This window comes from Streptomyces sp. RKND-216, from assembly GCF_004795255.1.
Taxonomy (GTDB): domain Bacteria; phylum Actinomycetota; class Actinomycetes; order Streptomycetales; family Streptomycetaceae; genus Streptomyces; species Streptomyces hazeniae.
This window is the reverse complement of record NZ_SSBQ01000002.1, coordinates 1,806,870-1,830,664: the sequence shown is the minus strand read 5'-3', so window position 1 is coordinate 1,830,664 and position 23,795 is coordinate 1,806,870. Positions and strand designations below refer to the sequence as shown.

Here is a 23,795-nt window from a genome sequence, read left to right as displayed (position 1 = left end):
TCGGATGAAAAGGGCGATACGGGGTCGCGTGAAGAATGCGGCGGAAACGTCACAGCTCCTGTGCCGCACGGGAAAGGGGAATGCGCCGCACGCGCCGTCCGGGGGCGCCGGAGTGGTGGTTCAGGCGCCTGTCGCTCCTTCCTGCGAGGGGCGGCCCGAACGTCCGTGCCCCCGTGCGACTCCCGGTGATCCGCGGCCGCTCGGGGTATCCGGAAACGGCTACGTCGTGCCGGGCGAGACCCGCAGGGTGACGGCGGCGGCCCGTGCGTCCGGTGCTCCGGCGCCCCCTTCGACCGGACGCCATCCCTCCTCGGCGCGCTCGGCGCTCCACGCCCGCCCGTCGTAGGCGATCTCCGCGATGCGCAGTTCACCGGCCTGGGCCACCGCCCAGTGCGCCAGCTCCCAGCCCCGCTCGGACGCGGACGCGGGCAGCACGACCTCCCGCCGCGCGTCGCCCGCCCGTGCGCCGTCGCTCTGGGCTCCGTCGCTCTGGGCTCCGTCCGCCGCGGTCGATCCGGGGGCGCTGCGCCCGCCGCCCGTGCCGGTTCCGGCCGCGACGCTCTCCTCGCCGAGCACCTCCGGCCCGAACTCGCGCGCCAGCTTCTCCCGCACCCGGTTCGCGTCGCCGGGCCGCTCGTCCGGACCGCCCGGCCCCATCGTGCAGGTGAGGGAGGCCGCGTGGCGGCCGGTCAGCGCACCCGTCAGCAGCGACGCCTTCCCCTCGTGCTTCGCGTACGCCTGCGGGAAGCCGCTGCGCTGGACCTTCTGAGCCGCGACGGTCAGCGGCAGCCGCGAGTAGCCGGGGACCTCGACCAGGTGCTCGTAGAACTTCCCCGCCGCGTACACGGGGTCCATGATCTGCGGCACGCTGCCCCAGCCCTGCGACGGCCGCTGCTGGAACAGCCCGACCGAGTCACGGTCCCCGTGGTCGATGTTCCGCAGCCCTGACTCCTGCATCGCCGTGGCGAGGGCTATGGTCACCGCCCGCTCCGGCAGCCCGCGCGACGACGCGACCGCTTCGATGGTGGCTGCGTTGGCCGCCTGTTCGGGATGCATCCGGTACGTGGCGCCGTCGCCGCTTCCGCCCGCCGACGTCACCGTGCAGCGGGCCGGGCCCGAGCCGGAGGTGAGGTGCTGGGTCACCAGATAGCCGGCGACGGCCGCGAGCACCAGGCAGGCGGCCAGCACGCGCAGGAATCTGCCGCGACGCCCGCGCGGCTTCGCCGGGGAGGGGGTGGACTCGGCTTTCTCGGACACGCGGACCAAGGTACCGCCGACACCGGAGATTAGAGTGGGAGCCATGTCGCCCACCGCACTCGACCTGCATCAGGACGCCGCGCGACTCACCGCGCAGCTCGTCGACTTCCCCTCCGTGAGCGGCGACGAGAAGGCGCTCGCCGACGCCGTCGAGGAGGCGCTGCGCTCCCTGCCGCACCTGACGGTCGACCGGCACGGCAACAACGTCGTCGCCCGCACCTCGCTCGGCCGCGCCGAACGCGTGGTGCTGGCGGGCCACATCGACACCGTCCCCCTCGCGGACAACGTGCCGTCCCGGCTGGACGAGGACGGCGTGCTGTGGGGCTGCGGCACCAGCGACATGAAGTCCGGGGTGGCCGTGCAACTGCGCATCGCCGCCACCGTCCCCGCACCCAACCGGGACCTGACCTTCGTCTTCTACGACAACGAGGAGGTCGCCGCCCACCTCAACGGCCTCGGGCACGTCGCCGGGGCCCACCCGGAATGGCTGGCCGCCGACTTCGCTGTCCTGCTGGAGCCCTCCGAGGGCGAGGTCGAGGGCGGCTGCCAGGGCACGTTGCGGGTCGCGCTGCGCACCGGGGGCGAGCGCGCACACTCCGCGCGGAGCTGGCTCGGAGCGAACGCGATCCACGCCGCCGCGCCCGTGCTGGACCGGCTGGCCGCGTACACGCCGCGCCGCGTCGTCATCGACGGCCTGGAGTACCGCGAAGGACTCAACGCCGTCGGAATCGAGGGCGGTGTCGCCGGCAACGTCATCCCGGACGAGTGCACCGTCAGGGTCAACTACCGCTACGCGCCCGATCTCTCCGAGGAGCAGGCGCTCGCCCACGTCCGCGAGGTGTTCGACGGCTGCGGCGTCGCGGAGCCGACCGTGGAGGACAGCTCCGGAGCCGCGCTGCCCGGTCTCTCCCACCCGGCGGCGAGGGCGTTCCTGCAGGCCGTCGGCGGCGAGCCGCGCCCGAAGTACGGCTGGACCGACGTCTCCCGGTTCAGCGCGCTCGGCGTGCCCGCGGTGAATTACGGCCCCGGCGACCCGAAACTGGCCCACAAGCGGGACGAACGGGTCGACACCCGGCTGATCCTGCACTGCGAGGAGCGGCTGCGCAGCTGGCTCACCGCCTGAACCCCGCTGCAGCGGGCAGGAACCCGACGGCGGCGCGTCACCGGGAATGACACCGCGTGTCACCTGCGGCTGCGTACGCTGAACGGGAACACCGCAGGCGGAGGGAGCACGACATGGGCAGCCCTGAACGAGGGCCGGAGCGGGGCGCGGAGCGCGCCGTGCGGCGTGCCGAGGACCTGGCCGAGGACCGTGAGGTGGAGGACGCCGCGCGCGACGCGGCCGACGCCGCCGCGCGGGAGGCGTCGCCCGGCGGCCGGGGCGGCGCGTCCTTTTCCGGCGGGCGCGCCCCGTCGTCCGGCGGGGGCGACGGGCGGGAACGCGGGCCGCAGGAGCAGCGCCTCGGCCCGGTGGTGCGCCGGCGCGGCCAGGTCCAGACGGGCACCACGGACCAGCGGCTGCTGGACACCACGGGCGACTCGGACTTCATTCACAAGGATCCGTGGCGGGTGATGCGCATCCAGTCCGAGTTCGTCGAGGGCTTCGGCGCGCTCGCCGAACTCGGCCCCGCCGTCAGCGTCTTCGGCTCCGCTCGCACGCCGGTGGACTCGCCCGAGTACGAGGCGGGGGCGCGGCTCGGCCGAGGGCTGGCCGAAGCGGGCTTCGCGGTCATCACCGGCGGCGGGCCCGGTGCCATGGAGGCCGCCAACAAGGGCGCCCTGGAGGCCGGCGGGACCTCCGTCGGCCTCGGCATCGAGCTGCCGTTCGAGCAGGGACTCAACCCGTACGTCGACATCGGCGTGAACTTCCGCTACTTCTTCGTCCGCAAGACGATGTTCGTCAAGTACGCCCAGGGGTTCGTGGTGCTGCCGGGCGGACTCGGCACCCTGGACGAGCTGTTCGAGGCGCTCACCCTGGTGCAGACGCGCAAGGTGACCCGCTTCCCGATCGTGCTGTACGGGTCGGAGTACTGGGCGGGGCTGGTGGCCTGGGTGCGCGACCATCTGATCGGCAGCGGCAAGGCCTCACCGCACGACCTCGACCTCTTCCATCTGACCGACGACGTCGACGAGGCGGTCGCCCTCGTCACGAAGGAGGCCGGCGCGTAGCGCCGCGCGTCGGCCGGGGACGCCGTCAGGCGAGCCCACGGCGGGCCACGGCGGGCGGGCGGTGGCCGGCGAGGGAGGCCACCATCTCCAGGACCTGCCGGGTCTCCGCCACCTCGTGCACCCGGTACACCTGCGCACCGAGCCACGCGGAGACCGCCGTCGTCGCCAGCGTCCCGGTCAGCCGTTCCTTCACCGGCCGGTCCAGGGTCTCCCCGACGAAGTCCTTGTTCGACAGGGACACCAGCACCGGCCAGCCCGTCCCGACCATCTCGCCGAGCCGCCGCGTGGCCTCCAGCGAGTGCCGGGTCGACTTCCCGAAGTCGTGACCGGGGTCGATCAGGATGCCGTCCCGCCGCACCCCCAGCTCCACGGCGCGCTCCGCGAGACCGAGGGTCACGCGGAGGATGTCGGCCATCACCCCGCCGTCGCCGTCGTACGCCACCCGGTGCGGGCGGGTCCGTGGCCGCGCTCCGCCCGCGTGCGTGCAGACCAGGCCGGCGCCGTGCCGGGCAGCGACCTCGGCCAGGAGCGGATCGACCCCGCCCCAGGCATCGTTGAGCAGGTCGGCGCCCTCGGCGCACACGGCGTCGCCGACCTCGTGCCGCCAGGTGTCGACGCTGATCACCACGTCCGGGTGGCGCCGTCGCACCTCGGCCACGAAACCGGCGGTGCGCCGCACCTCCTCCTCGACGGTGACCTCGTCGCCGGGGCCGGCCTTCACCCCGCCGATGTCGATGACGGCGGCGCCCTCGGACACCGCCTGCTCCACGCGGTCCAGGGCCGGGCCGTCGCGGAAGGTGGCGCCCTGGTCGTAGAACGAGTCGGGCGTACGGTTCACGATCGCCATGATCACCGGCTCGTGTTCGCCGAACTCGCGTGTTCCCAGGCGCAGCATCCGCCATCCTCTCCTCTCGTCCCGGCCGAGCCGCGCACGTCCGCGTGCCCCGGCTCACCGCAGGTCACCGCTCGGGTACCCGCCGCCGAGGGTAGCTGTCGGCGCGGCGTGGGACGATCGTTGCCAACGGTCCGCGGAACGGCTGCGGAGCGACGAAGAAGAACCTCGGGGAGATGGCCGTGTTCTGGTTCCTGCTGATCTCGCTGGTCGTGGTGATCGCCGCGATCACGCTCGCCGTGGTGGGCAGCCTCGACGGGGACGGACGTGGGGACGCGGTGCGCGGCGGGCTTGCCGATGCGCCGCCGGACCGCCTGCACGAACCGCTGCCGGCTTCCCGCGCGGTCGGCCGCGCCGACGTCGACGCGCTGCGCCTGCCCACCGCCGCCCGCGGTTACCGCATGCAGGACGTCGACGACGTGCTGGACCGTCTCGGCGCGGAGCTCGCCGAGCGTGACGCGCGCATCGCGGAGCTGGAGTCCGCGCTGGCGGGAGCGCAGGCGGTCGCCTCCGGGCACGGGGGGCTGTTCGACAAGGCACGCGAGGAGCACGAGGCCGCCGGCGGCCGGGGCGCGCAGGAGCACGGCGATGGCCGCTGACGGCGCGGCCCTGCCGGGCCCGGACGGCCGCCTGCGCTGCCCCTGGGGACTGTCCGCGGAGGACTACGTCGCCTACCACGACACCGAGTGGGGTCGTCCCGTACACGGAGACGACGCCCTCTTCGAACGGATCTGCCTCGAGGCCTTCCAGTCGGGGCTCTCCTGGCTGACGATCCTGCGCCGCCGCGAGGGCTTCCGTGCGGCGTTCGACGGATTCCGCATCGCGCGCGTCGCGGCCTTCACCGAGGAGGACGAGGCGCGGCTCCTCACGGACACCGGCATCATCCGCAACGGTGCCAAGATCCGGGCGACGACGGCCAACGCGAAGGTTCTCGCCGAATGGAGGCCGGGCGAGCTGGACGCCCTGGTGTGGTCCTTCGCGCCGGAGGCGGCGGGGCGTCCGGCGCCGAAGGTGCACGGCGACGTGCCGGCCGTGACGGACGAGTCCACCGCGTTGTCCAAGGCCCTGAAGAAGCGCGGTCTGCGCTTCGTCGGCCCCACCACGGCGTACGCGCTGATGCAGGCCTGCGGCCTCGTGGACGACCACCTCGCCGACTGCGCCTTCCGCGGAACCGCCTGACGCGGGGCCGGGCTCCGGGCCCCGCGTCATACGAGGGCCCCGGAAGCCCGGCGGGGGATCAGCGGCCGACGTACCGCGGCGTCTCCTTGGCGACGAACGCCTCCACCGCGATGGTGTGGTCCTCCGTCCCTCCGGAGCGGATCTGCAGCTCCGCTTCCTTCTCCAGGGTCTCGGCGAGGGAGTGCTCCGCCCCGTACGCCAGCGACTCCTTGATCGCCGCGTACGCCGCCGTCGGCCCCTCGGCGAGCTGCCGCGCCACGGCCCGCGCCTCGTCGGCCAGTTCGGCCGCCGGGACGACCCGGTTGGCGAGGCCCAGTTCCAGGGCCTCCGGGGCCTTCACGGACCGCGGGAAGAGCAGCAGGTCCTGGGCGCGGCTGGGGCCCACCAGGCGGGGCAGAGTCCAGGACATCCCGGAGTCGGCGGTCAGGGCGATCCCGGCGAAGGCGGTGTTGAACGCGGCTGTGTCCGCCACGATCCGGTAGTCCGCGGCGAACGCGAACCCCGCCCCTGCCCCCGCGGCGACGCCGTTCACGCCGGCGACGACCGGCTTGGGCATGGCCGCGAGGGCCAGCGTGATGGGGTTGTAGTGGTCGTGGACGGTGGTGAGCGCGTCTCCGCCCTTGTCGCGCAGGGCGCCGATGTGCTCCTTCAGGTCCTGCCCGACGCAGAACGCCCGCCCGTTGCCGGTCAGCAGCACCGCACGGACGCCCGGGTCGTCCGCAGCCCGCCGCAGACCGTCCCGCAGGGCGTCCTTGGTGGCGGTGTCGAGCGCGTTCATCGCGTCGGGGCGGTTGAGGGTGACGGTGGCGAGTCCCTCGGTCACGTCGTACAGCACGGTGTCGGACATGGGCACAGCATCTCCCAGAGCACCCGGCTTCCGACAGGCGCAACGATGCCCGGCGGCTTCCGCGGAATGTGACGTGCGTCAAACTCGTACGGCCCGATGAACGGAGAATGGCGGGGTCCCGGCGAACAGGGGGCGAAGTTCCGGACGACTGAGCGCCGAATTGGGTGGTTTTGCGCATGTGCGTTGCCGAAGGGTTGCCGACCGAAGTTGGTCATCGGGTCGTGCGATGCGGGATAATGGCGGAGAAGCAATGTGTTCGATGCCGGTGACACGTGCCTGTGCAGAGGCCGTCGGCTGACGATGAGCTGGTTTCAGGAAGGGGAACGAGCATGGCGGCCATGAAGCCGCGGACGGGCGACGGCCCGCTCGAGGTGACCAAGGAGGGGCGGGGCATCGTCATGCGCGTTCCGCTCGAAGGCGGCGGGCGACTCGTCGTCGAGCTGACCCCCGACGAGGCGGTAGCGCTCGGCGAAGAGCTGAAGAAGGTCTGCGGCTGACCCAGTCATCATCGTTCCGCCCCGGGAGCATCGCGCGCCGCGCGGCCCCGGGGCGGAGCCGTCTGCGCGGCCGGAGGTTCCTGGTGCCGCCGTGACCTGAGGCGTGAGCCGGGGCCCGCAGGCCGCCCGCGCCGCCTTCCGTACGTCACGAGCGGCCGGAGGCCCGCTTCACCGCACACAGCAGCCCGTCGCCGACCGGCAGCAGCGACGGCAGCAGGTCCTCGCTCTCCCGCACCGTCCGCAGCAGCTCGCGCAGCCGCTCGACCTCGGTGCGCCGGTCGCCGGAGTCGACCGTGCTGCCGCCTGCGAAGACGCCCTCGAAGCAGAGCAGCCCGCCCGGCCGCAGCAGGCGCAGCGATTCGTCCAGGTAGTCCGGGTACTCCGACCGGGCTCCGTCGCAGAACACGAGGTCGTACCCGCCGTCCGCGAGCCGGGGCAGCACGTCCAGGGCGTGGCCGGGGATGAAACGCGCCCGGTTCCCGGCGAAGCCGGCGGTGCGGAACGCCTCCCGGGCGAACGTCTGCCGCTCCGGTTCGAGGTCGACGGTGGTGAGGACGCCGTCCGGCCGCATCCCGCGCAGCAGGTGGATGCCCGACACCCCGGTCCCCGTTCCGATCTCGGCGACCGCCTTGGCGTCCACGGTGGCCGCCAGCAGCCGGAGCGCGGCCCCCGTGCCCTGTGAAACCGGGCGCACGCCGGCGTCGCGGGCGCGCTCGCGGGCCCAGTCCAGGGCTGCGCTCTCCGCGTTCTCGGCGAGCTCGGAGCCGTAGGCGTCGGCGAACGCCCAGCTCGTCTGCCGGTTGCCGGTAATGGCCCTCTCCTGTCCCCGTGGACGACGCAACGGTGACTGTATCCGTTGAGCCGGGAACCCGATGATGGGACCGGGCGTTGTGGGGAGAGGAAAGAGACCTGCGAGACAGGACCGAAAGCCGGTCAATTCTGCTTATCCGGAGCTAACGGGCGAGGTGGCTATGGTTGGGGCTCCACTGGACACCACCAGAGCCGACAGGGGAGGTGCGGCTGCGCGCGGTGGCCTGGGAGTGCTGAGGCGCTTTCGTCGGCCGGCGGGCGAGCCGAAATCCGTGACCGACACCGCTGACCGCGTCCACACCGCCGCCGACTCCGCCAAGACCGCCACCTTCGACACCGATGCGGATGCGCAGGCCTGGACCCCTCCCTCCTGGGAGGAGATCGTCAGCACGCACAGCGCACGGGTCTACCGCCTGGCCTACCGCCTCACCGGCAATCAGCACGACGCCGAGGACCTCACCCAGGAGGTCTTCGTCCGTGTCTTCCGTTCCCTGTCGACGTACACACCCGGCACCTTCGAGGGCTGGCTGCACCGCATCACCACCAACCTCTTCCTGGACACGGTGCGGCGGAAGCAGCGCATCCGGTTCGACGCCCTCGCCGACGACGCGGCGGAGCGGCTGCCGAGCCGCGAGCCCACCCCGCAGCAGCACTTCAACGACACGCACTTCGACGCCGACGTGCAGCAGGCGCTGGACACCCTTGCCCCGGAGTTCCGGGCCGCGGTGGTCCTCTGCGACATCGAGGGGCTGAGCTACGAGGAGATCGCCGCGACGCTGGGCGTGAAGCTGGGCACCGTGCGCAGCCGCATCCACCGCGGGCGCTCGCACCTGCGCAAGGCGCTCAAGCACCGTTCGCCGGCCGCGCGTTCGGAGCAGCAGGCCGGGCAGCCGCAGGAGCAGCCGGGCGAGGCGACGGAATCCGGGACGTGGGTGCCGGAGCCGCAGACCGTGTCGACGACCGCCGTGGCGGTGCCGGCGGGTGGTGCGGCCGAGGGGGTCGGTCACGGGTGAACTCCGCCGACAACGGGCTCACGCCGGTTGAGCAGCATCTCGGGGACCGGCTCGCCGCGCTGGTCGACGGCGAGTTGGGCCACGATGCGCGGGAGCGCGTCCTGTCACACCTCGCGACGTGCTGGAGCTGCAAGACCGAGGCGGACGCGCAGCGCAGGCTGAAGAGCGTCTTCGCGGACACCGCGCCCCCGCCGCCCTCCGACGGTCTGCTGGCCCGTCTCCAGGGCCTCCCGGCAGGCGGCGCCGGGGGAATGCCCGGTGGTTCCGGGCCGGGCGGCCTTCCCCGCGGCGACGCCCCCCTGACCGCGCCGGCCGGCGGCCTCGGCGGGGTTCGCTCACCCCTGCTCTTCGCCCCGCTGCCGGGCGGGTCAGGGCCCAGCGTGCTCGCTCCTGCCCACGGCGCCCGCTCGCACCGGGACCACGACCTCGACCGTTCCGCTTCGCGGGGCCGGCGGTTCGCGTTCGCCGCGGCCGGCGCGTTCTCCATGGCGGCGCTCGCCCTGAGCGGCACGGTCGGCGGCGCTACGCTCAGCGGCGCCACCCAGGCCCCCGGCGAACGGGGCACCGCCTCGACCGCCAACCAGGCGCGGCCCGCCGCGACCACGGCCGCCGCAGCAGGCGAGTCGCGCCGGCGCACGGCCACCACACTGAGCGCGGAACGCGGTGCCCGCAGCCTGGCCGCCACGCCCATGCGGGCGCCGATCGCCCTGGTCGCCGCCTCGCACAGCCGTGCCCCGCTGGCCGGGTACTCCGTCTTCACCCCGTCGCTGACGCGCACCCCGCTGCCGCCTCGGGTGATGCCGGAAGCGCCGCCGACCGGAGTGAACGCCGAGCCTGCGCCCGCCCCCGCGCCCGCGCTCCCGTTGGCCGGCCCCCGGCCCTGAGGGCCGGACAGGTCCTAGTCCTCCCGGGCGAACCGGCGGACCCACGGCCTCTCCCGTGACCGGCCCGGCAGACGCGCGCGGCGGCGCTCGCCCGAGCCTTCCACCCGGCCGTGGCCTCGTGCGTCACGGCCGTGAGCAGCAGAACCCCTCAGGCACCACCCGGTGGTGCGGCGCTGCCGTGCGGGGAGGAATGTGCGGGGCCGGGAGGACTTCCGTGCGTCCGGCTGGTTGAATCCTCCGCATGACCGAGGGGAAGCCGACCGCCCGCACACCCCTGTGGTGGAGCCGCCCGGCTCCGCCCCCGGCCGGGGCACCCGCCGCGCCGCCGCCCGTCCAGGTCGGCCCGGGCGATTCCGGTCCCGGGACCGGGCCGGGCACGCAGCCTCCGCAGGCCGACCCGGTGCCGACCCCACCCCCGTCGGCCCGCGCGGACGCCCCAGCCCGCGCCGAGCCGCCGCCCGCCGCGCGTCCGCTGCACGCGCCGGACCCGTACAGCACCCCGCCGTACGGCGGCCCCGGGCCGTGGGCGCCCGCACCGCCCGTGCAGCGCCCCCAGCCCACTCCCGCCCACGGCGTCCACCTGCCTCCGGCGGTCGCCGGGCCGCCCGCGCAGCCACCCTCGACAGCGCCCGCGGACCGGTCCCTGCGGTACGACCCGTGGGCGGTGCCACTCGCCCCGCCCCCGGCGTCCCCGGCCGCGCCACCCCGGCGGCGGCGCGGCCGGACCGGTGTCCTGATCGGCGCGCTGCTCCTCGCCCTGGTCGCCGGCGTCTGCGGCGGCGTGGTCGGCACGTACGCCGAACGGAACGGCAGCTTCAGCACCGTCCGGCTCCCGCAGGCGCCCGCCGAGCAGAGCAGCCGCCGTGCCGAGGGCAGCGTCGCGGCGATCGCGCAGGCCGTGCTGCCCGGCGTGGTGACCATCCACGTCAGCGGGCCGGGCGGTCAGGGCACCGGCACGGGCTTCGTGCTGGACGACCGGGGCCACATCCTCACCAATCACCACGTCGTCCGGCCCGCCGGGGACGGCGGCGCGTCGGGCGAGGTACAGGTCCGTTTCCACAGCGGCCAGACCGCCGACGCGGAGGTGGTCGGCAGCGACGCCGGGTACGACCTGGCCGTGCTCCGCGTGGACGGCGTGTCCGGCCTGCACCCGCTGCCGCTCGGCAATTCCGCCTCCGTCAGGGTCGGCGACCCGGTCGTCGCCGTCGGCGCGCCGTACGACCTGGCGGGCACCGTCACCACGGGCATCATCAGCGCCAAGGAGCGCCCGGTGACCGCCGGCGGCGAGTCGGAGGGCGGCGACGTGAGCTACGTGAACGCGCTGCAGACCGACGCCTCCATCAACCCCGGCAACTCGGGCGGCCCGCTCGTCGACGCCGAGGGCCGGGTGATCGGCATCAACAGCGCCATCCGGTCCGCCGACGAGAGCCCCCACGACATGCCCGGCGACACCGGAGGCGGCAGCATCGGGCTGGGCTTCGCCATCCCCGTCAACCAGGCCCGGCGGGTCGCCGAGGAACTGATCAACACCGGCCGCGCCACCCACCCCGTGATCGGCGTCTCGCTCGACCTGGCCCACCGCGGAGACGGCGCACGGGTCGCCGCGGACGACGACGGCGACCCGTCGGTGGTCCCCGGCGGTCCCGCCGACGAGGCCGGCATCCGGGCTGGAGACGTGGTGACGCGGATCGACGGCGCACCCGTGGAGGACGCGGAGGAACTGATCGTGCGCATCCGCAGCCACCGCCCCGGCGACCGTCTCTCCCTCACCGTGGAACGGGACGGGGAGGAGCGCGTCGTCCGGCTGACCCTCGGCTCGTCCGCGGGCGGCTGACCCGCCCGCCCGGCGGGGCTGCGGGAAGGCCGCAGCACCTGCGCCCGGGGCGTCCACAGGGCCGCCTGCCTGCGGTACCGTGACGTCCGGGGCCGTGCGGTCACGCACCCGTCCGGTCACACACCGGCAAGGCCGCACACCGGCAAGGCCACGCAGACGACGGTCGCGGACGACGCTTGAGGGAGTGAAGGTGTTCTTCGACATAGGAGCCCTCGAGCTGATCGCGCTCATCGTCCTCGCCATCTTCGTCTTCGGTCCGGAGAAGCTGCCGAAGCTGATCCAGGACGTGGCCGGGTTCGTCCGCAAGGTGCGGGCGTTCTCCGACAGCGCCAAGGAGGACATCCGCAGCGAGCTGGGCCCGGAGTTCAAGGACTTCGAGTTCGAGGACCTCAACCCGAAGAACTTCGCCCGCAAGCACCTGCTGGACAACGACGACCTGGGCATCAAGGAGATCCGCAACGGCTTCGACCTGCGCAAGGACCTCGCCGAGGTCACCGACGCGGTCAACAGCCGGGACGACGACTCCGGCACGGTCCCCGTCAGCGCCTCTCCGAACGGCTCCACGGCGTCCGCCGCCGAGGAGCCGGGCAGCGTCCGGCTCGACAAGGACGGCGGGAAGCCCGGTACGGCGACGCGCACGGCGGCGGACGACGCGCCGCCGTACGACGCCGACGCCACCTGAGACTGCCCCTCGCACCGCCTTCGGCCCGCCCTCGTCCGGCGGTCGCCCGTACGCCGTCCCGGTCCCTTCGGTGACCGCCCCCCTGCCAGTCAGTCGCGTGACCTCCGTCACCCCCGCCACCCGCGTCACCCTGCGGCGATAGCAGTTACTCCGCACGTCCGCGGGCATTTCCGCGTCGGCGCGCGAAGCATTCGGGGGGCGCGTAACGTCAGGCATGCCCGACACGGCCGTTCCGGGTGGCTATCCTCCCTGTGTCCGTGGTCGGGCGTCCCGGGCCTCTGGGCCGGGCCGACCGAGGAAGCCAACGAGGAGGCGTCGCGCAGATGGAGACGACGAGTCGGGTGGAACCGCAGGCAGCGCCCGGCGGCACGCCGGCCGGCGAAGAAGCGCCCGCCGCACAGGACGCGCCCGGAGCGAGACGGGGGGTCGACGGATACCTGACGGCCGACTTCCCCTGGTACGGCCTCGACGAGGCGTTCACGGGTGCCCGCTGGCTGATGCGGGTCGGTACGGCCGCCGACGGCACCGTCGAGCACGGTTCGACCGGTCACGGCGAGGTGCCGTCCTGGAAGGGGGACCAGGGCCTGGAGGTCCAGCGGTTCGCCGTGGTGGTGACCGTCGCGGGGCGTCCGGTGCGCCACAGCGGCGACGGCACCGGCGTGCTGGAGGCGACCTCGGTGTCGACCGCCGCCTGGCTGGCCGGCTCGGGGCTGCTGTCCTGCACCTGGCCGACGGAGATGGAGCGGGCGCTGCGGCAGGACTGGCTCGATCAGCAGACCGCCCTCTCCTGGGAGCTCGCCGACGACCTGGGCGGTTCCGGCTGGTCCCGGCTCACCCTCCCGGTGGACGGGGTGCCGACCGAATTCCACTACCGCGAGTCCGAGTACGGCTGGGTGCTCGCCGGGCCCGCCCAGGAGGGTGTGCACATCGGCGCCTACGGGCGCGGCATGAGCGCGTACGGCCTCGGCTTCTCCGTGGTGAAGGACATCGCGGGCTACGCCCCGCCCGCCGACTGAGCCGGCGGACCGGACGGACGTCTCCGCGCCCCCTGCCGGACGTCCCCGCGTCGCGTGACGGCGAAGGGCCACACCCTCCGGGTGTGGCCCTTCGCCGTGCCCCGGCGTGCCCCGCCGGGGGCGTCAGAACTTGTTGCTCGGCGTCAGACCCAGCGACATGCCGGACAGCCCGCGCTCGCGTCCGCCGATCTTGCCCGCCACCGCGCGAATCGCCGCGCCGGCCGCGGACTCGGGGTCGGTCAGCACCACGGGCCTGCCCTCGTCGCCGCCCTCGCGCAGCCGGACGTCGATCGGGATGGAGCCGAGCACCGGCACCTGGGCGCCGGTCGTCCTGGTCAGTCCGTCGGCCACCCGCTGGCCGCCGCCGGTGCCGAACACGTCCACCATCTCGTCGCAGTGCGGGCAGGGCAGACCGGACATGTTCTCGATCACGCCGACGATCTTCTGGTGCGTCTGCACCGCGATCGACCCGGCCCGCTCGGCCACCTCGGCGGCGGCCTGCTGGGGCGTCGTCACCACCAGGATCTCGGCGTTCGGGATCAGCTGGGCGACGGAGATCGCGATGTCGCCGGTACCCGGCGGCAGGTCCAGCAGCAGCACGTCCAGGTCGCCCCAGTACACGTCCGCCAGGAACTGCTGCAGCGCACGGTGCAGCATCGGCCCGCGCCACACGACCGGCGCGTTCCCCGGGGTGAACATGCCGATGGAGATGACCTTCACACCGTTCGCCGACGGCGGCATGATCATGTCCTCGACCTGGGTGGGCCGGGCGTCGTCCGTGCCCAGCATGCGCGGCACCGAGTGACCGTAGATGTCCGCGTCCACGACGCCGACCTTCAGCCCGTCCGCCGCCATCGCCGCGGCGAGGTTGACCGTCACCGAGGACTTGCCGACGCCGCCCTTGCCGGACGCCACGCAGTACACGCGGGTCAGCGACCCCGGCTGCGCGAAGGGCACCTCGCGCTCGGCCTTGCCGCCGCGCAGCGAGTCGCGCAGCTCACGGCGCTGCTCGTCGCTCATCACGTCCAGCTCCACGCTGACGCCGGAGACGCCCGGCACCTTCTGCACGGCCTCGGTGACGTTCGCCGTGATCGTGTCGCGCATCGGGCAGCCCGAAACCGTGAGGTAGACGCCGACCGCGACCGAGCCGTCCGGTGCGACGGCGACGGATTTGACCATCCCCAGGTCGGTGATCGGCCGGTGGATCTCCGGGTCGTTCACCGTCGCCAGTGCGGCGCGCACCGCGTCCTCGGTGGGAGTGGTCTCGTACGGTTCGGTAGCCATGGGGAAATGGTAAGGGGCGGGGACCGCCGTCCCGAAGGGGAGCCGTCAGCGGTCTTGGTCACCCCTGCGGCGCCGCGGGCCGCGCTGGGCGTCGGGCTCCGGGTCCGTCCGGCCGTCGCGGCCGTGCGGTTCACGCCCGTCCCTTTCGCGGCCCCGCCCCGCCCGGCGATGCTCGCCCGGGTGCTCGTAGCCGTGACCGTCGTGACCGTCGTGCGGCGGGGCGTGGGGCGCCGGGCCGTGACCGTTCGTGTGCTCCAGCTGCCTGACCACGTCCTGGAGCTCGGAGCGGATCCAGTCGCGGGTCGCCACCTCGCCCAGCCCCAGCCGCAGTGACGCGACCTCCCGGGACAGGAACTCCGTGTCGGCGATGCTGCGGTCGTTGCGCTTGCGGTCCTGCTCCAGGTTCACCCGGTCCCGGTCGTCCTGCCGGTTCTGCGCCAGCAGGATCAGCGGCGCGGCGTACGACGCCTGGAGCGACAGAGCCAGCGTCAGCAGGATGAACGGGTACTCGTCGAATCGCACGGCCGGCGGCATCACCACATTCCAGCCGATCCAGAGGATCACCACCGCCGTCATCCAGACGATGAAGCGACCGGTGCCCAGGAAGCGGGCGATCTTCTCCGACAGGCGCCCGAAGGCGTCCGGGTCGTACTCCGGCAGCAGGCTGCGCCGCGGCACCCGCGGCTGGTCCAGCCGTACCCGGGTGCCCGTGCCGGCCGCGGCGGCGCCCGCGCCCGCGCGGGAGGGGCGCTGCTCGTCGCGCTCAGCCATCGAAGGCTTTTCGTACGTCGTCGCGCAGCTCCTCCGTCGTCGCGGCGCCGCCGCTGTCGGCCGCGGGGCCCGACGCGCCGTCCCCCGACAGGTCCGGCAGGGCCGATGCGGGGGACTCGCGCCAGTCCGACGGCAGCAGGTGGTCCAGGACGTCGTCGACCGTCACGGCGCCCAGCAGGTGCTCGCCGTCGTCGACGACGGGCGCCGCGACGATGTTGTACGTCGCCAGGTAGCTGGTCAGCGCCGGAAGCCGGGTGTCGGGTGGCAGCGGCCGCAGGTCGCTGTCCACGATCGAACCCACCAGCGTGAACGGTGGGTCGCGCAGCAGCCGCTGGAAGTGCACCACGCCCAGGTACTTCCCGGTCGGCGTCTCGTCCGGCGGCCGCACCACGTACACCTGTGCGGCCAGCGGCGCCGACAGGTCCGCGTTCCGCACCCGGGCCAGGGCCTCCGCGACCGTCGCGTCCGGCCGCAGGATGATCGGCTCGGTGGTCATCATGCCGCCGGCCGTGTCCTCCTCGTACGTGAGCAACCGCCGCACGGGTGCCGCGTCCTGCGGCCGCATCAGAGTGAGGAGACGTTCCTGCTCCTCCTCCGGCAGCTCCGAGAGCAGGTCGGCCGCGTCGTCCGGGTCCATCGCCTCCAGCACGTCCGCGGCGCGCTCGTCCTTCAGCTTGCCCAGGATCTCCACCTGGTCGTCCTCGGGCAGCTCCTCCAGCACGTCCGCCAGCCGGTCGTCGTCCAGTGCGGCCGCCACCTCGGCACGCCGCTTCGGCGACAGGTGGTGCAGCACGTTCGCCAGGTCCGGCGCCCGCAGCTGTTCGAAGGTGGCCAGCAGGTTCGCGGCGCCCTGGCCGGACTCCTCCAGCGCGAAGCCCGTCACCGCCGACCACTCCACGGTCAGCGTCTCGCCCCGGCGCCGCAGGGTCGCGGACCGGCCCCCCCGGCCCCGGCGCACGAACACCTTGTCGATCTGCCAGTCGCGGCGGGCCGGGAGCTGCGCGATGCCGACGTCCAGCACCGTGGCCTCCTCGCCGGACTCCACCAGCGTCACCCGCCGGTCCAGCAGTTCGCCCAGCACCAGCGTCTCGGTGGGGCGCTGCTCGAACCGGCGCATGTTCAGCACGCCGGTGGTGATCACCTGGCCCGACTCGACGCCCGTCACCCGTGTCATCGGCAGGAACACCCGACGCCGGCTCACGACCTCCACGACCAGCCCCAGAACTCCGGGCGCCCGCCCACCGGGACGCAGCTGGGTCACCACGTCGCGAACGCGGCCCACGCGGTCGCCGTTCGGGTCGAAGACCGAGACGCCGGACAGATGCGAGACGAAGACCCGGGAGGAACCTGCCATCGGACGTGCTCCCTTCCTCCCGGCCCGGTCGCGCCGCCGGGGCGCGGCGGGCGGGGCCGGGGGCTGAACGAGGGCGTTCCACCCCCTTGTGGCGCCCCGCGACCCGGCGTTTCGTCCGCTTCAGACTAACGTGCCCCCACCCGCCCCCGCCCCGCGACGTGGCAGGTGGCGGCTGCCTCATCGTGTCCCCACACCTGCCGGGTAAGGTGCGGCCCTGTCCCCTCTCCCCCTTCCTCCGGAGGAAGCCCCAGTGACGCGACGGGTCCGCACTCGACGGAGTGCCGTGCTGACGGCGGCCATCTGCGTGGGACTCACCGTGTCCCTCACCGCCTGCGGCGACGACCCGGACCAAGGCACCAACGGCGTCCAGGAGCTACCGCCCGCGAAGATCGAGAAGAAGGCCCGCACGGCGGTCGAGGACGCCGAGTCCGTCCGCCTCTCCGGCACCATCGTCGCCAAGGGCCACACCTACCGCCTGGAGATGCGTCTCAAGGACACCGGCGCCGTGGGCGAGGTCGCCACCAAGGGCGGCGAGACCTTCTCCCTCCTGCGCGTCGACGAGGACCTCTACCTCAAGGCCGGCGCCGCCTTCTGGGTGGACCAGGAGAAGGGCGGCAAGGGCGAACCCTCCGAGGCCGACCTCGCCGCGGCGCAGAAGCTCGAGGGCAAGTACGTCAAGGTCCCCGACGGCGACGCGGCGTACGACCAGCTCAGCGGCTTCACACAAATGGACGTCCTGCTTGAGGGACTGCTCGTGCTCGACGGCGAACGCACCACCGGGGACCGGCTGGAGGTCGCGGGCACCCGCGCCGTCCAGGTCCTCGCAGGCGGCGGCTCCGGCGGCTCCATAGCCGTCTCCCTGGAGGGCACCCCCTACCCCCTCCGTCTCAAACGCGCCGGCGGCGCGGGAACCGTCGAACTCGACGAGTGGAACCAGGGCTTCGCCATACACGCCCCCAAGGACGGCAACGTCGTCGACTACGGCAAGAAGATCTCCGCCTCCACCGACGACGCCTGACCGGCGGGTTCAGTCCTCGCCGAAGATCTCATCTGCCGTGATGGCGCGGCGGAGCCAGGTGCCGAGGAGGTCGAGAGCGTGGCACCCGAACAGCCCGCGGTCCACGCGAACAGGTGAACGGGAGTACCGCAGGAACGTCACGGCTGGAAGCGCCGGACGTAGCGGCGCTGCCAGGGGGTCTCCACCGCGCGGGGGTGGTAGTGGCGCCGGATGTAGGCGACGGCGTCGGCGGCGGGGACGCCGTCGAGGACGGCGAGGCAGGCGAGGGCGGTGCCGGTACGGCCGCGGCCGCCTGCGCAGGCGACCTCGACGCGTTCGCGGCCGGCGCGCGTCCACGCTTCGGCGATCAGGGCGTGGGTGAGGTCGCGGTCCGCCGGGAGGCGGAAGTCCGGCCAGCGCAGCCAGCGGGATTCCCAGGGGGTCGGTGGTGGCTGCGTGCCGAGGAGGTGGAGCGCGAAGTCCGGTGCCGGTCCGTCGGGCAGCGGCGCGCGGAGGCCGCGCCCGCGGACGAGGCGTCCGGAGGGGAGGGGGAGGACGCCGGTGGCGCCGGGTTCCCAGGTGCCGGTCACCCTCGCACCCTAGCGACGGGTGCGGACGCCGAGCGGCCCGCCCCGGAAGAGGTCGGGCCGCTCGCGGGTGCGGGAGGACCCGAACGTCAGAGGGAGCAGACGGCGTAGACCGTGAGCGGGAGGCCGTGGAGCTTCTCGTCCGGGCGGTCCAGCTCGTCCTGCTTCTTCTCGGCCTTCTTCACGGTCTTGCGCTCCTTGCTCTCCTTCTGCTTCTCGCCGTTCCTCTCCGAGGGCTCGACTTCGCCGAGGGCGCGGCCCTCCCAGCCGAGGCCGTCCTGAGTGGGGCGGGAGTGGAGGGTGGCGACCTCGTCCTTGTGGTCGACGGCGACGCCTCCGCCGGTGGCCCGGTATCCGAGCGGGCAGCGAGCGGTCACGTCGCCGTACCCGCTCTCGTGAACGACTTTGGTCGGGCCGCCGCTCATCGGGAGCGGGGTCGTGTGGGCCGTCGCGGCGGGGGCGGCGCCCAGGGTGAGTGCGGCGGCGAGTGCGGTGGCGGGGAGCAGGCGGGTCGTCAGGCGCATGGTGTGGCCTGTCCTTTCGGAGTGTGCGGGAAGGACGGGAGGCTGTGTTCCCCGTCGCGGGAGCGCCACCACCTGCCCCTTCAGAGATCACCGGGTCGGCCCGCGCCCGTACGCCGCACGGTGCCGGGCCGATCGCCCCGGATCGGGTCGCGCCATGGCCTCGCTGCGGCTGGAGCGCCTCACCCCTCAGAACGTGGAAGCCCGGCGCAGGCGGGCCGGAGGCGTTCTGTCTCACGCTCGGCTTCCGCCCCACGGGGGAGACCAGCGGCGGCGAGACGGTGGGCGTGCTGGAGCTGTGACCGGCGCTCCCGGACGGTGCTTCTAGCGGCGTTTGCCCCGGCGGCCGCGCAGCAGCAGTTTCGGCAGGCCGGCGGGGGCGGGGCGCCGGGTGGTGGCCGGGCTGGGCAGCGGAGGGGCGGCCTGCGCGGTGTCCGGCATGCTGTCCGGTGCCTGGACGGGGATGCCGGCCGGCTCCAGCCGGAGCACCCGGCAGTCGCGGGACCACCGCTCGAGCAGGGTGCCGGAGTCGGGGGCGTTGAGGCGTTTGCCCTTCAACTCCTCGGTCGCCGTCTGCCATGCCTCCGTGCCGGGGCGGAGTTCCACGACGCGGGCGGGCCACGCGACGAGGCGACCGCCCTTGTCCTTGCTGCGGGCGGTGACGGTGGCGGTCCCGCCGTCGGTGAGGCCGAGGCCGGACAGGGGCTGTTCGGTCCTGCCGGGGTCCGCGTCCGGGCCGGGGGTGTCCGAGCCGCGCCCCACGAGGCAGACCGCACCCTCGTGCCACACGTGCCACAGCGCGCGGGCGGGGCCCTGCGGTCCGCGCACCCACAGCAGCGCGGACTTCTTGGCGGTCTCCTCGATGAGGGCCTGGTCGAGGGCGGTCATGCTCCGCAGCGTACGCGACCCGCTGTGCGGCCGGGCGGACGCCTATGCCCCCGCGCAACTCCCGCCGCGCGCTTTCGCGTGCGTTTCCCCGCCCCGTGCCCAGGTACGCCGCTACAGCCAGCCGTTGCGCTTGAAGCCGCGGTGGATGGCGATGCAGATGCTGACCGTGACGAGGAGCACCGTCGGGTAGGACCCCTTCCACTGGAGCTCCGGCATGTACTCGAAGTTCATGCCGTAGATGCCGGCGATCATCGTCGGGACGGCGAAGATCGCCGCCCACGAGGTGATCTTCCGCATGTCCTCGTTCTGCGCGACGGTGGCCTGCGAGAGGTTGGCCTGGAGAATGGAGTTGAGCAGGTCGTCGAAGCCCAGCACCTGCTCGTTGACGCGGGCGAGGTGGTCGGCGACGTCGCGGAAGTACTTCTGCACCTCGGCGTCGACCAAGCGCATCGGGCGCTCGCTGAGCTGCTGCATCGGACGCATCAGCGGCGACACGGCGCGCTTGAACTCCAGTACTTCGCGCTTGAGCTGGTAGATGCGCCCGGCGTCGCCGCCGCGCCGGCGGCCCGGCGTGGACCCGCCGTCCGCGCCGCCCCCGCCGCCGGTGCTCTCGGAGAAGACGGCGATCTCGACCTCGTCGATGTCGTCCTGCACGGCGTCGGCGACGGCGAGATAGCCGTCGACAGTCTGGTCGGCGATGGCGTGCAGCACCGAGGAGGGGCCCTTGGCGAGCAGCTCCGGGTCCTCCTGCATGCGGTGCCGCAGGGCGCGCAGCGAGCCCTGGCCTCCGTGCCGGACGGTGATGATGTAGTCCCGGCCGGTGAAGCACATCACCTCACCGGTTTCCACGACCTCGCTGGTGGCGGTGAGTTGGGCGTGCTCGACGTAGTGGATGGTCTTGAAGACCGTGAACAGCGAGTCGTCGTAGCGCTCGAGCTTGGGGCGCTGGTGTGCGTGGACGGCGTCCTCCACGGCCAGTGGGTGGAGTCCGTACTCCTCGGCGATGCCGGAGAACTCCTCCTCGGTCGGCTCGTGCAGGCCGATCCACACGAAGTCGCCCGGTTCTCCGGAGCGCGCGGCGCGCAGCGCCTCGTCCGGCTCGAGGCGGTTGGTGATGCGGTGGCCGTCGCGGTAGACGGCGCAGTCGACGACGGCGGTGGACCGGTCGCGGGTGGTGTCGTAGCTGTAGCTCTGGCGGTCGCCCCGGCGGAGTGCGGGGCGGACGGCGGCGCGCAGGTCACGGATCATGGACATGCTGGGCTCCTCACGGGTGCCGTGCCGTCTCGTCGGCGGCGGGCGCAGCGCTACCCGGAATGGGGACCTACGGTGGCCGACGCCCCGTCGAATGCGGGAGCGTGCGGCAGGCGGAGGTCCGCAAAGCGGGTACCGCGCGGGCGCCGTGTGCGGACGTAAGGGTACGGCGGAAGCGGGCGGTCGGGGACTGTGTTCCGTCGCTCTTCCGCGTGTGCGCTCCGGCGGCATCCGGGAACGGCCCGGAGCCCGGCTACCGGTTCGGCCGGATGTCGGGCCGGTCCGGGGGTTTCACCGCGCCGCGGTGGGGGATACCGGGCCTCAGGCGTGGAACCGCGGGTGCCGTGCGGAAGAACGACTGGTACTGCACGGTCGACTCGGATCCATGAAGTCCCACCTCCTCCGGCCGGTCCCCCGTGGGGGATGTACGAACCTGCCCGGTGCTGCAGCAGCAGCTTTGACCAGCGGTCAACGGTAACACCCGCAGGGTGATCCGCCGCCCCCGGCGGGCCGGGCACCGGCGGTTTTCCGTCGCGCCTATGCTCGCGCGCATGGTGGACGTCTCTCAACTCGTCGAGACCCGGCTGCGCACCGCTCTGGGTGAGCCGGAAGCGCGGGCGGCGGTGACCTTCCTGGGTACCGAACGCATCGAGGTGCTGCGCTTCCTCGACGGGGACGTGGTGCGCTACGCGACGCTGGGGATGTCCGCCGCGCCGATGACGGACCCGGCGGCGGCGCTGGCCGACCCCGACCGCGGGCCGCGCGCAGAGCTGCTGCTGTCCGTGCGCGCGGGTGCGGCCGACACGGACAAGGTGCTGCGACCGTTGGCCGTGCTGGCCGCCTCGCCGCAGGTGGAGGGTGTCGTGGTGGCGCCTGGTGCGTCGCTGGACATCGGCGAACCGCTGTGGCCGCAGGCGCCGTTCACCTCCGTACTGGTGGCGGAGGGCGGCGGTCTGGTCCCGGACCTGGAGCTGGACCCGCCGCTGGACCCGGTGCGGTTCCTGCCGCTGTTGCCGATGACGCCGCACGAGGCGGCCTGGAAGCGGGTGCGCGGCGCCGGCGCCCTGGAGGAACGCTGGCTGGCGCACGGCACGGACCTCCGCGACCCGCTGCGGGCCGGCGTGCCGCTGGAGCCGTAACGTCGCTTCGGTCCCGCGGCATCGGGTGCGGCACGCAGAACGTTAGTGAGTCTCACAAATTCAACCCGCATGCACTTTCCCGACCGGGTGATCGTCCTTGACGGCGTGCCGGGAGGGGAGGACCGTGGTGGGTCATGAGGGGCGAACCCAGTTGCCCGAAATGCGGTGGCCGGGTGCGGGCGCCCGGTCTCTTCGCCGACACCTGGCAGTGCGGGATGCACGGAGCGGTGCACCCGTTGCAGCCTGTGGTGCCGCCGAGCGTCGAAGCGCTCGCCGTCGTCGTCGGCCGCGCCGAGGTGCCGGTGTGGATGCCCTGGCCGCTGCCCGTCGGATGGCTCTTCACCGGGGTCGCCGGGGCTGGGGACGACCGTAGCGGCGGACGGGCCACCGTCGTCGCCTGTTCCGGCCCGGGGCCCCTCGGCGGGCCCGGTGAGCTGCTGCTGATCGCGGAGGAACTCGGTGTCGGCCTCGGCGCGCGGTACGCCGGTATCGACGGGCCCGACCCCGGCCCGTACCTCCAGGTGGAAAAGCCCCCGGACGGCAAGGTGCTCGCGGCGGGCCGCCCCACTCCGCTCTGGTTGCTGCACGGCACTCCGTCCGACCGCGCCGTCTTCGCCGGTGAGGCGCGCGGGCTGTGGCTGTGGGCCGTCGTCTGGCCGGAGCAGTCCGGCCTGCTCCTCTACGACGAACTCGTCCTCACCGACCTGCGCGACGCCGGTGCGGAGGTCGACCTGCTGCCGATCGGGGCGCTCTCGCCGCGTCTCGTCGGCTGAGCGGCCGGGGTGTCCGGCGGTGCGGGGGGCGTGCCCGGGGCGGTGCCGGTGCGTGCCGCCGGTGCCGGGCCGCGCCGTCCGGCCGTGGGGCGCGCTGCCGGTAGAGTGAGGGCGCCCGCCGTTCGCTGTCCGTAGTTGGAGCACCCCGCCGTGCGCATCGATCTGCACACCCACTCCGCCGCGTCGGACGGTACCGACGCGCCCGCCGAGCTGGTGCGCAACGCCGCCGCGGCTGGTCTGGACGTCGTCGCGCTCACCGACCACGACACGGTCGCCGGGTACGAGGAGGCGCGGGCCGCGGTGCCCGCCGGCCTCACGGTGGTCACCGGCATCGAGCTGTCCTGCCGCCTGGACGGCATTCCCCTGCACATGCTGGGCTACCTGTTCGACCCGGAGGAGCCGGAGCTGGCCCGCGAACGCGAACTCGTGCGCGACGACCGGGTGCCGCGAGCCCAGGCGATGGTCGGCAAGCTGCGCGAGCTGGGCGTCCCCGTCACCTGGGAGCGGGTGGCCGAGATCGCCGGTGACGGCGCCGTGGGCCGGCCGCACATCGCCAGCGCCATGGTCGAGCTCGGAGTCGTGGAGACCGTGACCGACGCGTTCACCTCCGAGTGGATCGCCAACGACGGCCGTGCGTACGTCGACAAGCACGAGCTGAATCCGTTCGACGCCGTCCGGCTGATCAAGAACGCAGGCGGTGTCGCCGTCTTCGCCCATCCGCTCGCCGTCAAGCGCGGCGAGGTGCTGCCCGAGTCGGCCATCGCGGAACTCGCCGACGCCGGCCTCGACGGCCTGGAGGCGGACCACATGGACCACGAACCGGCCACCCGCACCCGCCTGCACGGGATGGCCGCGGACCTCGGCCTGCTCGCCACCGGCTCCAGCGACTACCACGGCGCCCGGAAGACCTGCGTGCTCGGCGAGCACACCACCGATCCGGACGTGTACGCCGAGATCGCCGCCCGCGCGTCAGGCGCGAAGCCCGTCACGGGCTGACGTACGGTCCTTCCGCCGCGCCGGCCCCTACGGGTGACGCGGCGCCCGCGCGTCTGCCCCCGCCTCCGCCCCACGCTGCGCCACCCCGCGTGCGGCCCCACGCGCGCGGCGCGTCCCGGCCGCACGACGCGGCGCGCGGCGCCGTGCGCCCGTG

The 23,795-nt window shown here is 73.7% G+C and carries 25 protein-coding genes and 1 pseudogene; 15 read left to right on the top strand and 11 right to left on the bottom strand.

All coding sequences use genetic code 11. The annotated features are described in order from the left end of the window. Positions 1-219: 219 nt before the first annotated feature. Positions 220-1,266 (bottom strand): hypothetical protein, encoded by a 1,047-nt coding sequence (locus tag E4198_RS07855; RefSeq protein ID WP_247597879.1) that lies wholly within the window; start codon positions 1,264-1,266, stop codon positions 220-222. Between the two features lie 34 nt (positions 1,267-1,300). Here E4198_RS07855 and dapE point away from each other — a divergent pair, with 34 nt between their 5' ends. Together dapE and E4198_RS07845 are read left to right on the top strand one after the other, a co-directional pair. Continuing rightward, complete coding sequence (gene dapE / locus E4198_RS07850) at positions 1,301-2,380, top strand: succinyl-diaminopimelate desuccinylase (protein WP_136182538.1); 1,080 nt, start codon at positions 1,301-1,303, stop codon at positions 2,378-2,380. Between the two features lie 113 nt (positions 2,381-2,493). Further along, a complete protein-coding gene (locus tag E4198_RS07845; protein ID WP_136182537.1) occupies positions 2,494-3,426 on the top strand; it encodes a TIGR00730 family Rossman fold protein in 933 nt (310 codons plus the stop codon). Positions 3,427-3,451: 25 nt separating this feature from the next. On the opposite strand, the gene folP is transcribed toward E4198_RS07845, so the two are convergent. Then, entirely contained in the window at positions 3,452-4,321 is an 870-nt protein-coding gene (gene folP / locus E4198_RS07840; RefSeq protein ID WP_136182536.1) for a dihydropteroate synthase, read from the bottom strand. 173 nt (positions 4,322-4,494) lie between these two features. Here folP and E4198_RS07835 point away from each other — a divergent pair, with 173 nt between their 5' ends. After that, complete coding sequence (locus E4198_RS07835) at positions 4,495-4,917, top strand: DivIVA domain-containing protein (protein WP_027764475.1); 423 nt, start codon at positions 4,495-4,497, stop codon at positions 4,915-4,917. Further along, positions 4,907-5,497 carry a DNA-3-methyladenine glycosylase I gene (locus E4198_RS07830; protein ID WP_136182535.1) on the top strand — a complete coding sequence of 197 codons (591 nt, stop codon included), beginning with the start codon at positions 4,907-4,909 and terminating at the stop codon, positions 5,495-5,497. The genes E4198_RS07835 and E4198_RS07830 overlap by 11 nt, the downstream gene beginning before the upstream one ends. 58 nt (positions 5,498-5,555) lie before the next feature. Here E4198_RS07830 and E4198_RS07825 read toward each other — a convergent pair whose 3' ends face one another. Then, positions 5,556-6,344: an enoyl-CoA hydratase-related protein gene (locus E4198_RS07825; protein ID WP_136182534.1), complete on the bottom strand. Its 789-nt coding sequence runs from the start codon at positions 6,342-6,344 to the stop codon at positions 5,556-5,558. Positions 6,345-6,673: 329 nt separating this feature from the next. On the opposite strand from E4198_RS07825, the gene E4198_RS07820 reads away from it, so the two are divergent. Continuing rightward, positions 6,674-6,841, top strand: a complete 168-nt coding sequence (locus E4198_RS07820) for a DUF3117 domain-containing protein (protein ID WP_106965600.1) — start codon at positions 6,674-6,676, stop codon at positions 6,839-6,841. Between the two features lie 145 nt (positions 6,842-6,986). On the opposite strand, the gene E4198_RS07815 is transcribed toward E4198_RS07820, so the two are convergent. Further along, positions 6,987-7,682 (bottom strand): O-methyltransferase, encoded by a 696-nt coding sequence (locus E4198_RS07815; protein ID WP_136182533.1) that lies wholly within the window; start codon positions 7,680-7,682, stop codon positions 6,987-6,989. A 130-nt stretch (positions 7,683-7,812) separates the two neighbouring features. Between E4198_RS07815 and sigE the strand changes: the two genes are divergently transcribed. From sigE to E4198_RS07790, 5 genes are all read left to right on the top strand, one after another. Continuing rightward, positions 7,813-8,664 carry an RNA polymerase sigma factor SigE gene (sigE, locus tag E4198_RS07810; protein ID WP_247597587.1) on the top strand — a complete coding sequence of 284 codons (852 nt, stop codon included), beginning with the start codon at positions 7,813-7,815 and terminating at the stop codon, positions 8,662-8,664. Continuing rightward, positions 8,661-9,548 carry a zf-HC2 domain-containing protein gene (locus tag E4198_RS07805; RefSeq protein WP_136182532.1) on the top strand — a complete coding sequence of 296 codons (888 nt, stop codon included), beginning with the start codon at positions 8,661-8,663 and terminating at the stop codon, positions 9,546-9,548. The genes sigE and E4198_RS07805 overlap by 4 nt, the downstream gene beginning before the upstream one ends. A 241-nt stretch (positions 9,549-9,789) precedes the next feature. Further along, a complete protein-coding gene (locus tag E4198_RS07800) occupies positions 9,790-11,382 on the top strand; it encodes a trypsin-like peptidase domain-containing protein (protein ID WP_136182531.1) in 1,593 nt (530 codons plus the stop codon). A 190-nt stretch (positions 11,383-11,572) separates the two neighbouring features. Then, a complete protein-coding gene (locus E4198_RS07795; protein ID WP_136185245.1) occupies positions 11,573-12,064 on the top strand; it encodes a sec-independent translocase in 492 nt (163 codons plus the stop codon). Between the two features lie 323 nt (positions 12,065-12,387). Beyond that, on the top strand, positions 12,388-13,080 hold the full coding sequence (locus tag E4198_RS07790) for a hypothetical protein (RefSeq protein WP_136182530.1): 693 nt from the start codon (positions 12,388-12,390) through the stop codon (positions 13,078-13,080). A gap of 123 nt (positions 13,081-13,203) precedes the next feature. Here the strand turns inward: E4198_RS07790 and E4198_RS07785 are convergent, their stop codons facing one another. Genes E4198_RS07785 through E4198_RS07775 form a run of 3 tightly spaced genes read right to left on the bottom strand, consistent with a single transcriptional unit; the run spans position 13,204 to position 16,489 of the window. Continuing rightward, positions 13,204-14,364: an Mrp/NBP35 family ATP-binding protein gene (locus tag E4198_RS07785; RefSeq protein ID WP_136182529.1), complete on the bottom strand. Its 1,161-nt coding sequence runs from the start codon at positions 14,362-14,364 to the stop codon at positions 13,204-13,206. Between the two features lie 45 nt (positions 14,365-14,409). Beyond that, on the bottom strand, positions 14,410-15,135 hold the full coding sequence (locus E4198_RS07780; protein ID WP_348771291.1) for a DUF1003 domain-containing protein: 726 nt from the start codon (positions 15,133-15,135) through the stop codon (positions 14,410-14,412). Beyond that, positions 15,128-16,489 (bottom strand): CBS domain-containing protein, encoded by a 1,362-nt coding sequence (locus E4198_RS07775; RefSeq protein WP_136182528.1) that lies wholly within the window; start codon positions 16,487-16,489, stop codon positions 15,128-15,130. The genes E4198_RS07780 and E4198_RS07775 overlap by 8 nt, the downstream gene beginning before the upstream one ends. 283 nt (positions 16,490-16,772) lie before the next feature. Here E4198_RS07775 and E4198_RS07770 point away from each other — a divergent pair, with 283 nt between their 5' ends. After that, positions 16,773-17,507, top strand: a complete 735-nt coding sequence (locus E4198_RS07770; RefSeq protein ID WP_168711393.1) for a hypothetical protein — start codon at positions 16,773-16,775, stop codon at positions 17,505-17,507. A gap of 137 nt (positions 17,508-17,644) precedes the next feature. Here E4198_RS07770 and E4198_RS07765 read toward each other — a convergent pair whose 3' ends face one another. Beyond that, positions 17,645-18,076, bottom strand: a complete 432-nt coding sequence (locus E4198_RS07765; RefSeq protein WP_136182527.1) for a protein-tyrosine phosphatase family protein — start codon at positions 18,074-18,076, stop codon at positions 17,645-17,647. An 86-nt stretch (positions 18,077-18,162) separates the two neighbouring features. Further along, entirely contained in the window at positions 18,163-18,597 is a 435-nt protein-coding gene (locus E4198_RS07760; RefSeq protein ID WP_136182526.1) for a hypothetical protein, read from the bottom strand. A 191-nt stretch (positions 18,598-18,788) separates the two neighbouring features. Here E4198_RS07760 and E4198_RS25350 point away from each other — a divergent pair. After that, positions 18,789-18,896: pseudogene (locus E4198_RS25350) on the top strand (GNAT family N-acetyltransferase); the annotation flags it as partial. Between the two features lie 22 nt (positions 18,897-18,918). Here the strand turns inward: E4198_RS25350 and E4198_RS07750 are convergent. Both E4198_RS07750 and E4198_RS07745 read right to left on the bottom strand, forming a co-directional pair. Continuing rightward, the gene (locus tag E4198_RS07750) at positions 18,919-19,482 is read right to left on the bottom strand and encodes a hypothetical protein (RefSeq protein WP_136182525.1); all 564 of its coding nucleotides are present in this window, start codon (positions 19,480-19,482) and stop codon (positions 18,919-18,921) included. 111 nt (positions 19,483-19,593) lie between these two features. Further along, positions 19,594-20,736, bottom strand: coding sequence for a magnesium and cobalt transport protein CorA (locus E4198_RS07745; RefSeq protein WP_136182524.1), 1,143 nt, complete (start codon positions 20,734-20,736; stop codon positions 19,594-19,596). A 548-nt stretch (positions 20,737-21,284) separates the two neighbouring features. Here E4198_RS07745 and E4198_RS07740 point away from each other — a divergent pair. The 3 genes from E4198_RS07740 (at position 21,285) to E4198_RS07730 (ending at position 23,641) form a co-directional block, all read left to right on the top strand. Further along, positions 21,285-21,872, top strand: coding sequence for a suppressor of fused domain protein (locus E4198_RS07740; protein ID WP_136182523.1), 588 nt, complete (start codon positions 21,285-21,287; stop codon positions 21,870-21,872). Positions 21,873-22,006: 134 nt separating this feature from the next. Next, positions 22,007-22,645 (top strand): DUF6758 family protein, encoded by a 639-nt coding sequence (locus tag E4198_RS07735; protein WP_136182522.1) that lies wholly within the window; start codon positions 22,007-22,009, stop codon positions 22,643-22,645. 150 nt (positions 22,646-22,795) lie between these two features. Beyond that, positions 22,796-23,641, top strand: coding sequence for a PHP domain-containing protein (locus tag E4198_RS07730; protein ID WP_136182521.1), 846 nt, complete (start codon positions 22,796-22,798; stop codon positions 23,639-23,641). Positions 23,642-23,795: the final 154 nt, after the last annotated feature.

Excerpts from the sequence above, each read along its gene's own strand:
- dapE (WP_136182538.1), top strand. The coding sequence starts at position 1,301 with ATGTCGCCCACCGCACTCGACCTGCATCAGGACGCCGCGCGACTCACC.
- E4198_RS07845 (WP_136182537.1), top strand. The coding sequence starts at position 2,494 with ATGGGCAGCCCTGAACGAGGGCCGGAGCGGGGCGCGGAGCGCGCCGTG.
- folP (WP_136182536.1), bottom strand. The coding sequence starts at position 4,321 with ATGCTGCGCCTGGGAACACGCGAGTTCGGCGAACACGAGCCGGTGATC.
- E4198_RS07835 (WP_027764475.1), top strand. The coding sequence starts at position 4,495 with ATGGCCGTGTTCTGGTTCCTGCTGATCTCGCTGGTCGTGGTGATCGCC.
- E4198_RS07830 (WP_136182535.1), top strand. The coding sequence starts at position 4,907 with ATGGCCGCTGACGGCGCGGCCCTGCCGGGCCCGGACGGCCGCCTGCGC.
- E4198_RS07825 (WP_136182534.1), bottom strand. The coding sequence starts at position 6,344 with ATGTCCGACACCGTGCTGTACGACGTGACCGAGGGACTCGCCACCGTC.
- E4198_RS07820 (WP_106965600.1), top strand. The coding sequence starts at position 6,674 with ATGGCGGCCATGAAGCCGCGGACGGGCGACGGCCCGCTCGAGGTGACC.
- sigE (WP_247597587.1), top strand. The coding sequence starts at position 7,813 with ATGGTTGGGGCTCCACTGGACACCACCAGAGCCGACAGGGGAGGTGCG.
- E4198_RS07800 (WP_136182531.1), top strand. The coding sequence starts at position 9,790 with ATGACCGAGGGGAAGCCGACCGCCCGCACACCCCTGTGGTGGAGCCGC.
- E4198_RS07790 (WP_136182530.1), top strand. The coding sequence starts at position 12,388 with ATGGAGACGACGAGTCGGGTGGAACCGCAGGCAGCGCCCGGCGGCACG.
- E4198_RS07785 (WP_136182529.1), bottom strand. The coding sequence starts at position 14,364 with ATGGCTACCGAACCGTACGAGACCACTCCCACCGAGGACGCGGTGCGC.
- E4198_RS07780 (WP_348771291.1), bottom strand. The coding sequence starts at position 15,135 with ATGGCTGAGCGCGACGAGCAGCGCCCCTCCCGCGCGGGCGCGGGCGCC.
- E4198_RS07775 (WP_136182528.1), bottom strand. The coding sequence starts at position 16,489 with ATGGCAGGTTCCTCCCGGGTCTTCGTCTCGCATCTGTCCGGCGTCTCG.
- E4198_RS07760 (WP_136182526.1), bottom strand. The coding sequence starts at position 18,597 with ATGCGCCTGACGACCCGCCTGCTCCCCGCCACCGCACTCGCCGCCGCA.
- E4198_RS07750 (WP_136182525.1), bottom strand. The coding sequence starts at position 19,482 with ATGACCGCCCTCGACCAGGCCCTCATCGAGGAGACCGCCAAGAAGTCC.
- E4198_RS07745 (WP_136182524.1), bottom strand. The coding sequence starts at position 20,736 with ATGTCCATGATCCGTGACCTGCGCGCCGCCGTCCGCCCCGCACTCCGC.
- E4198_RS07740 (WP_136182523.1), top strand. The coding sequence starts at position 21,285 with ATGGTGGACGTCTCTCAACTCGTCGAGACCCGGCTGCGCACCGCTCTG.
- E4198_RS07735 (WP_136182522.1), top strand. The coding sequence starts at position 22,007 with ATGAGGGGCGAACCCAGTTGCCCGAAATGCGGTGGCCGGGTGCGGGCG.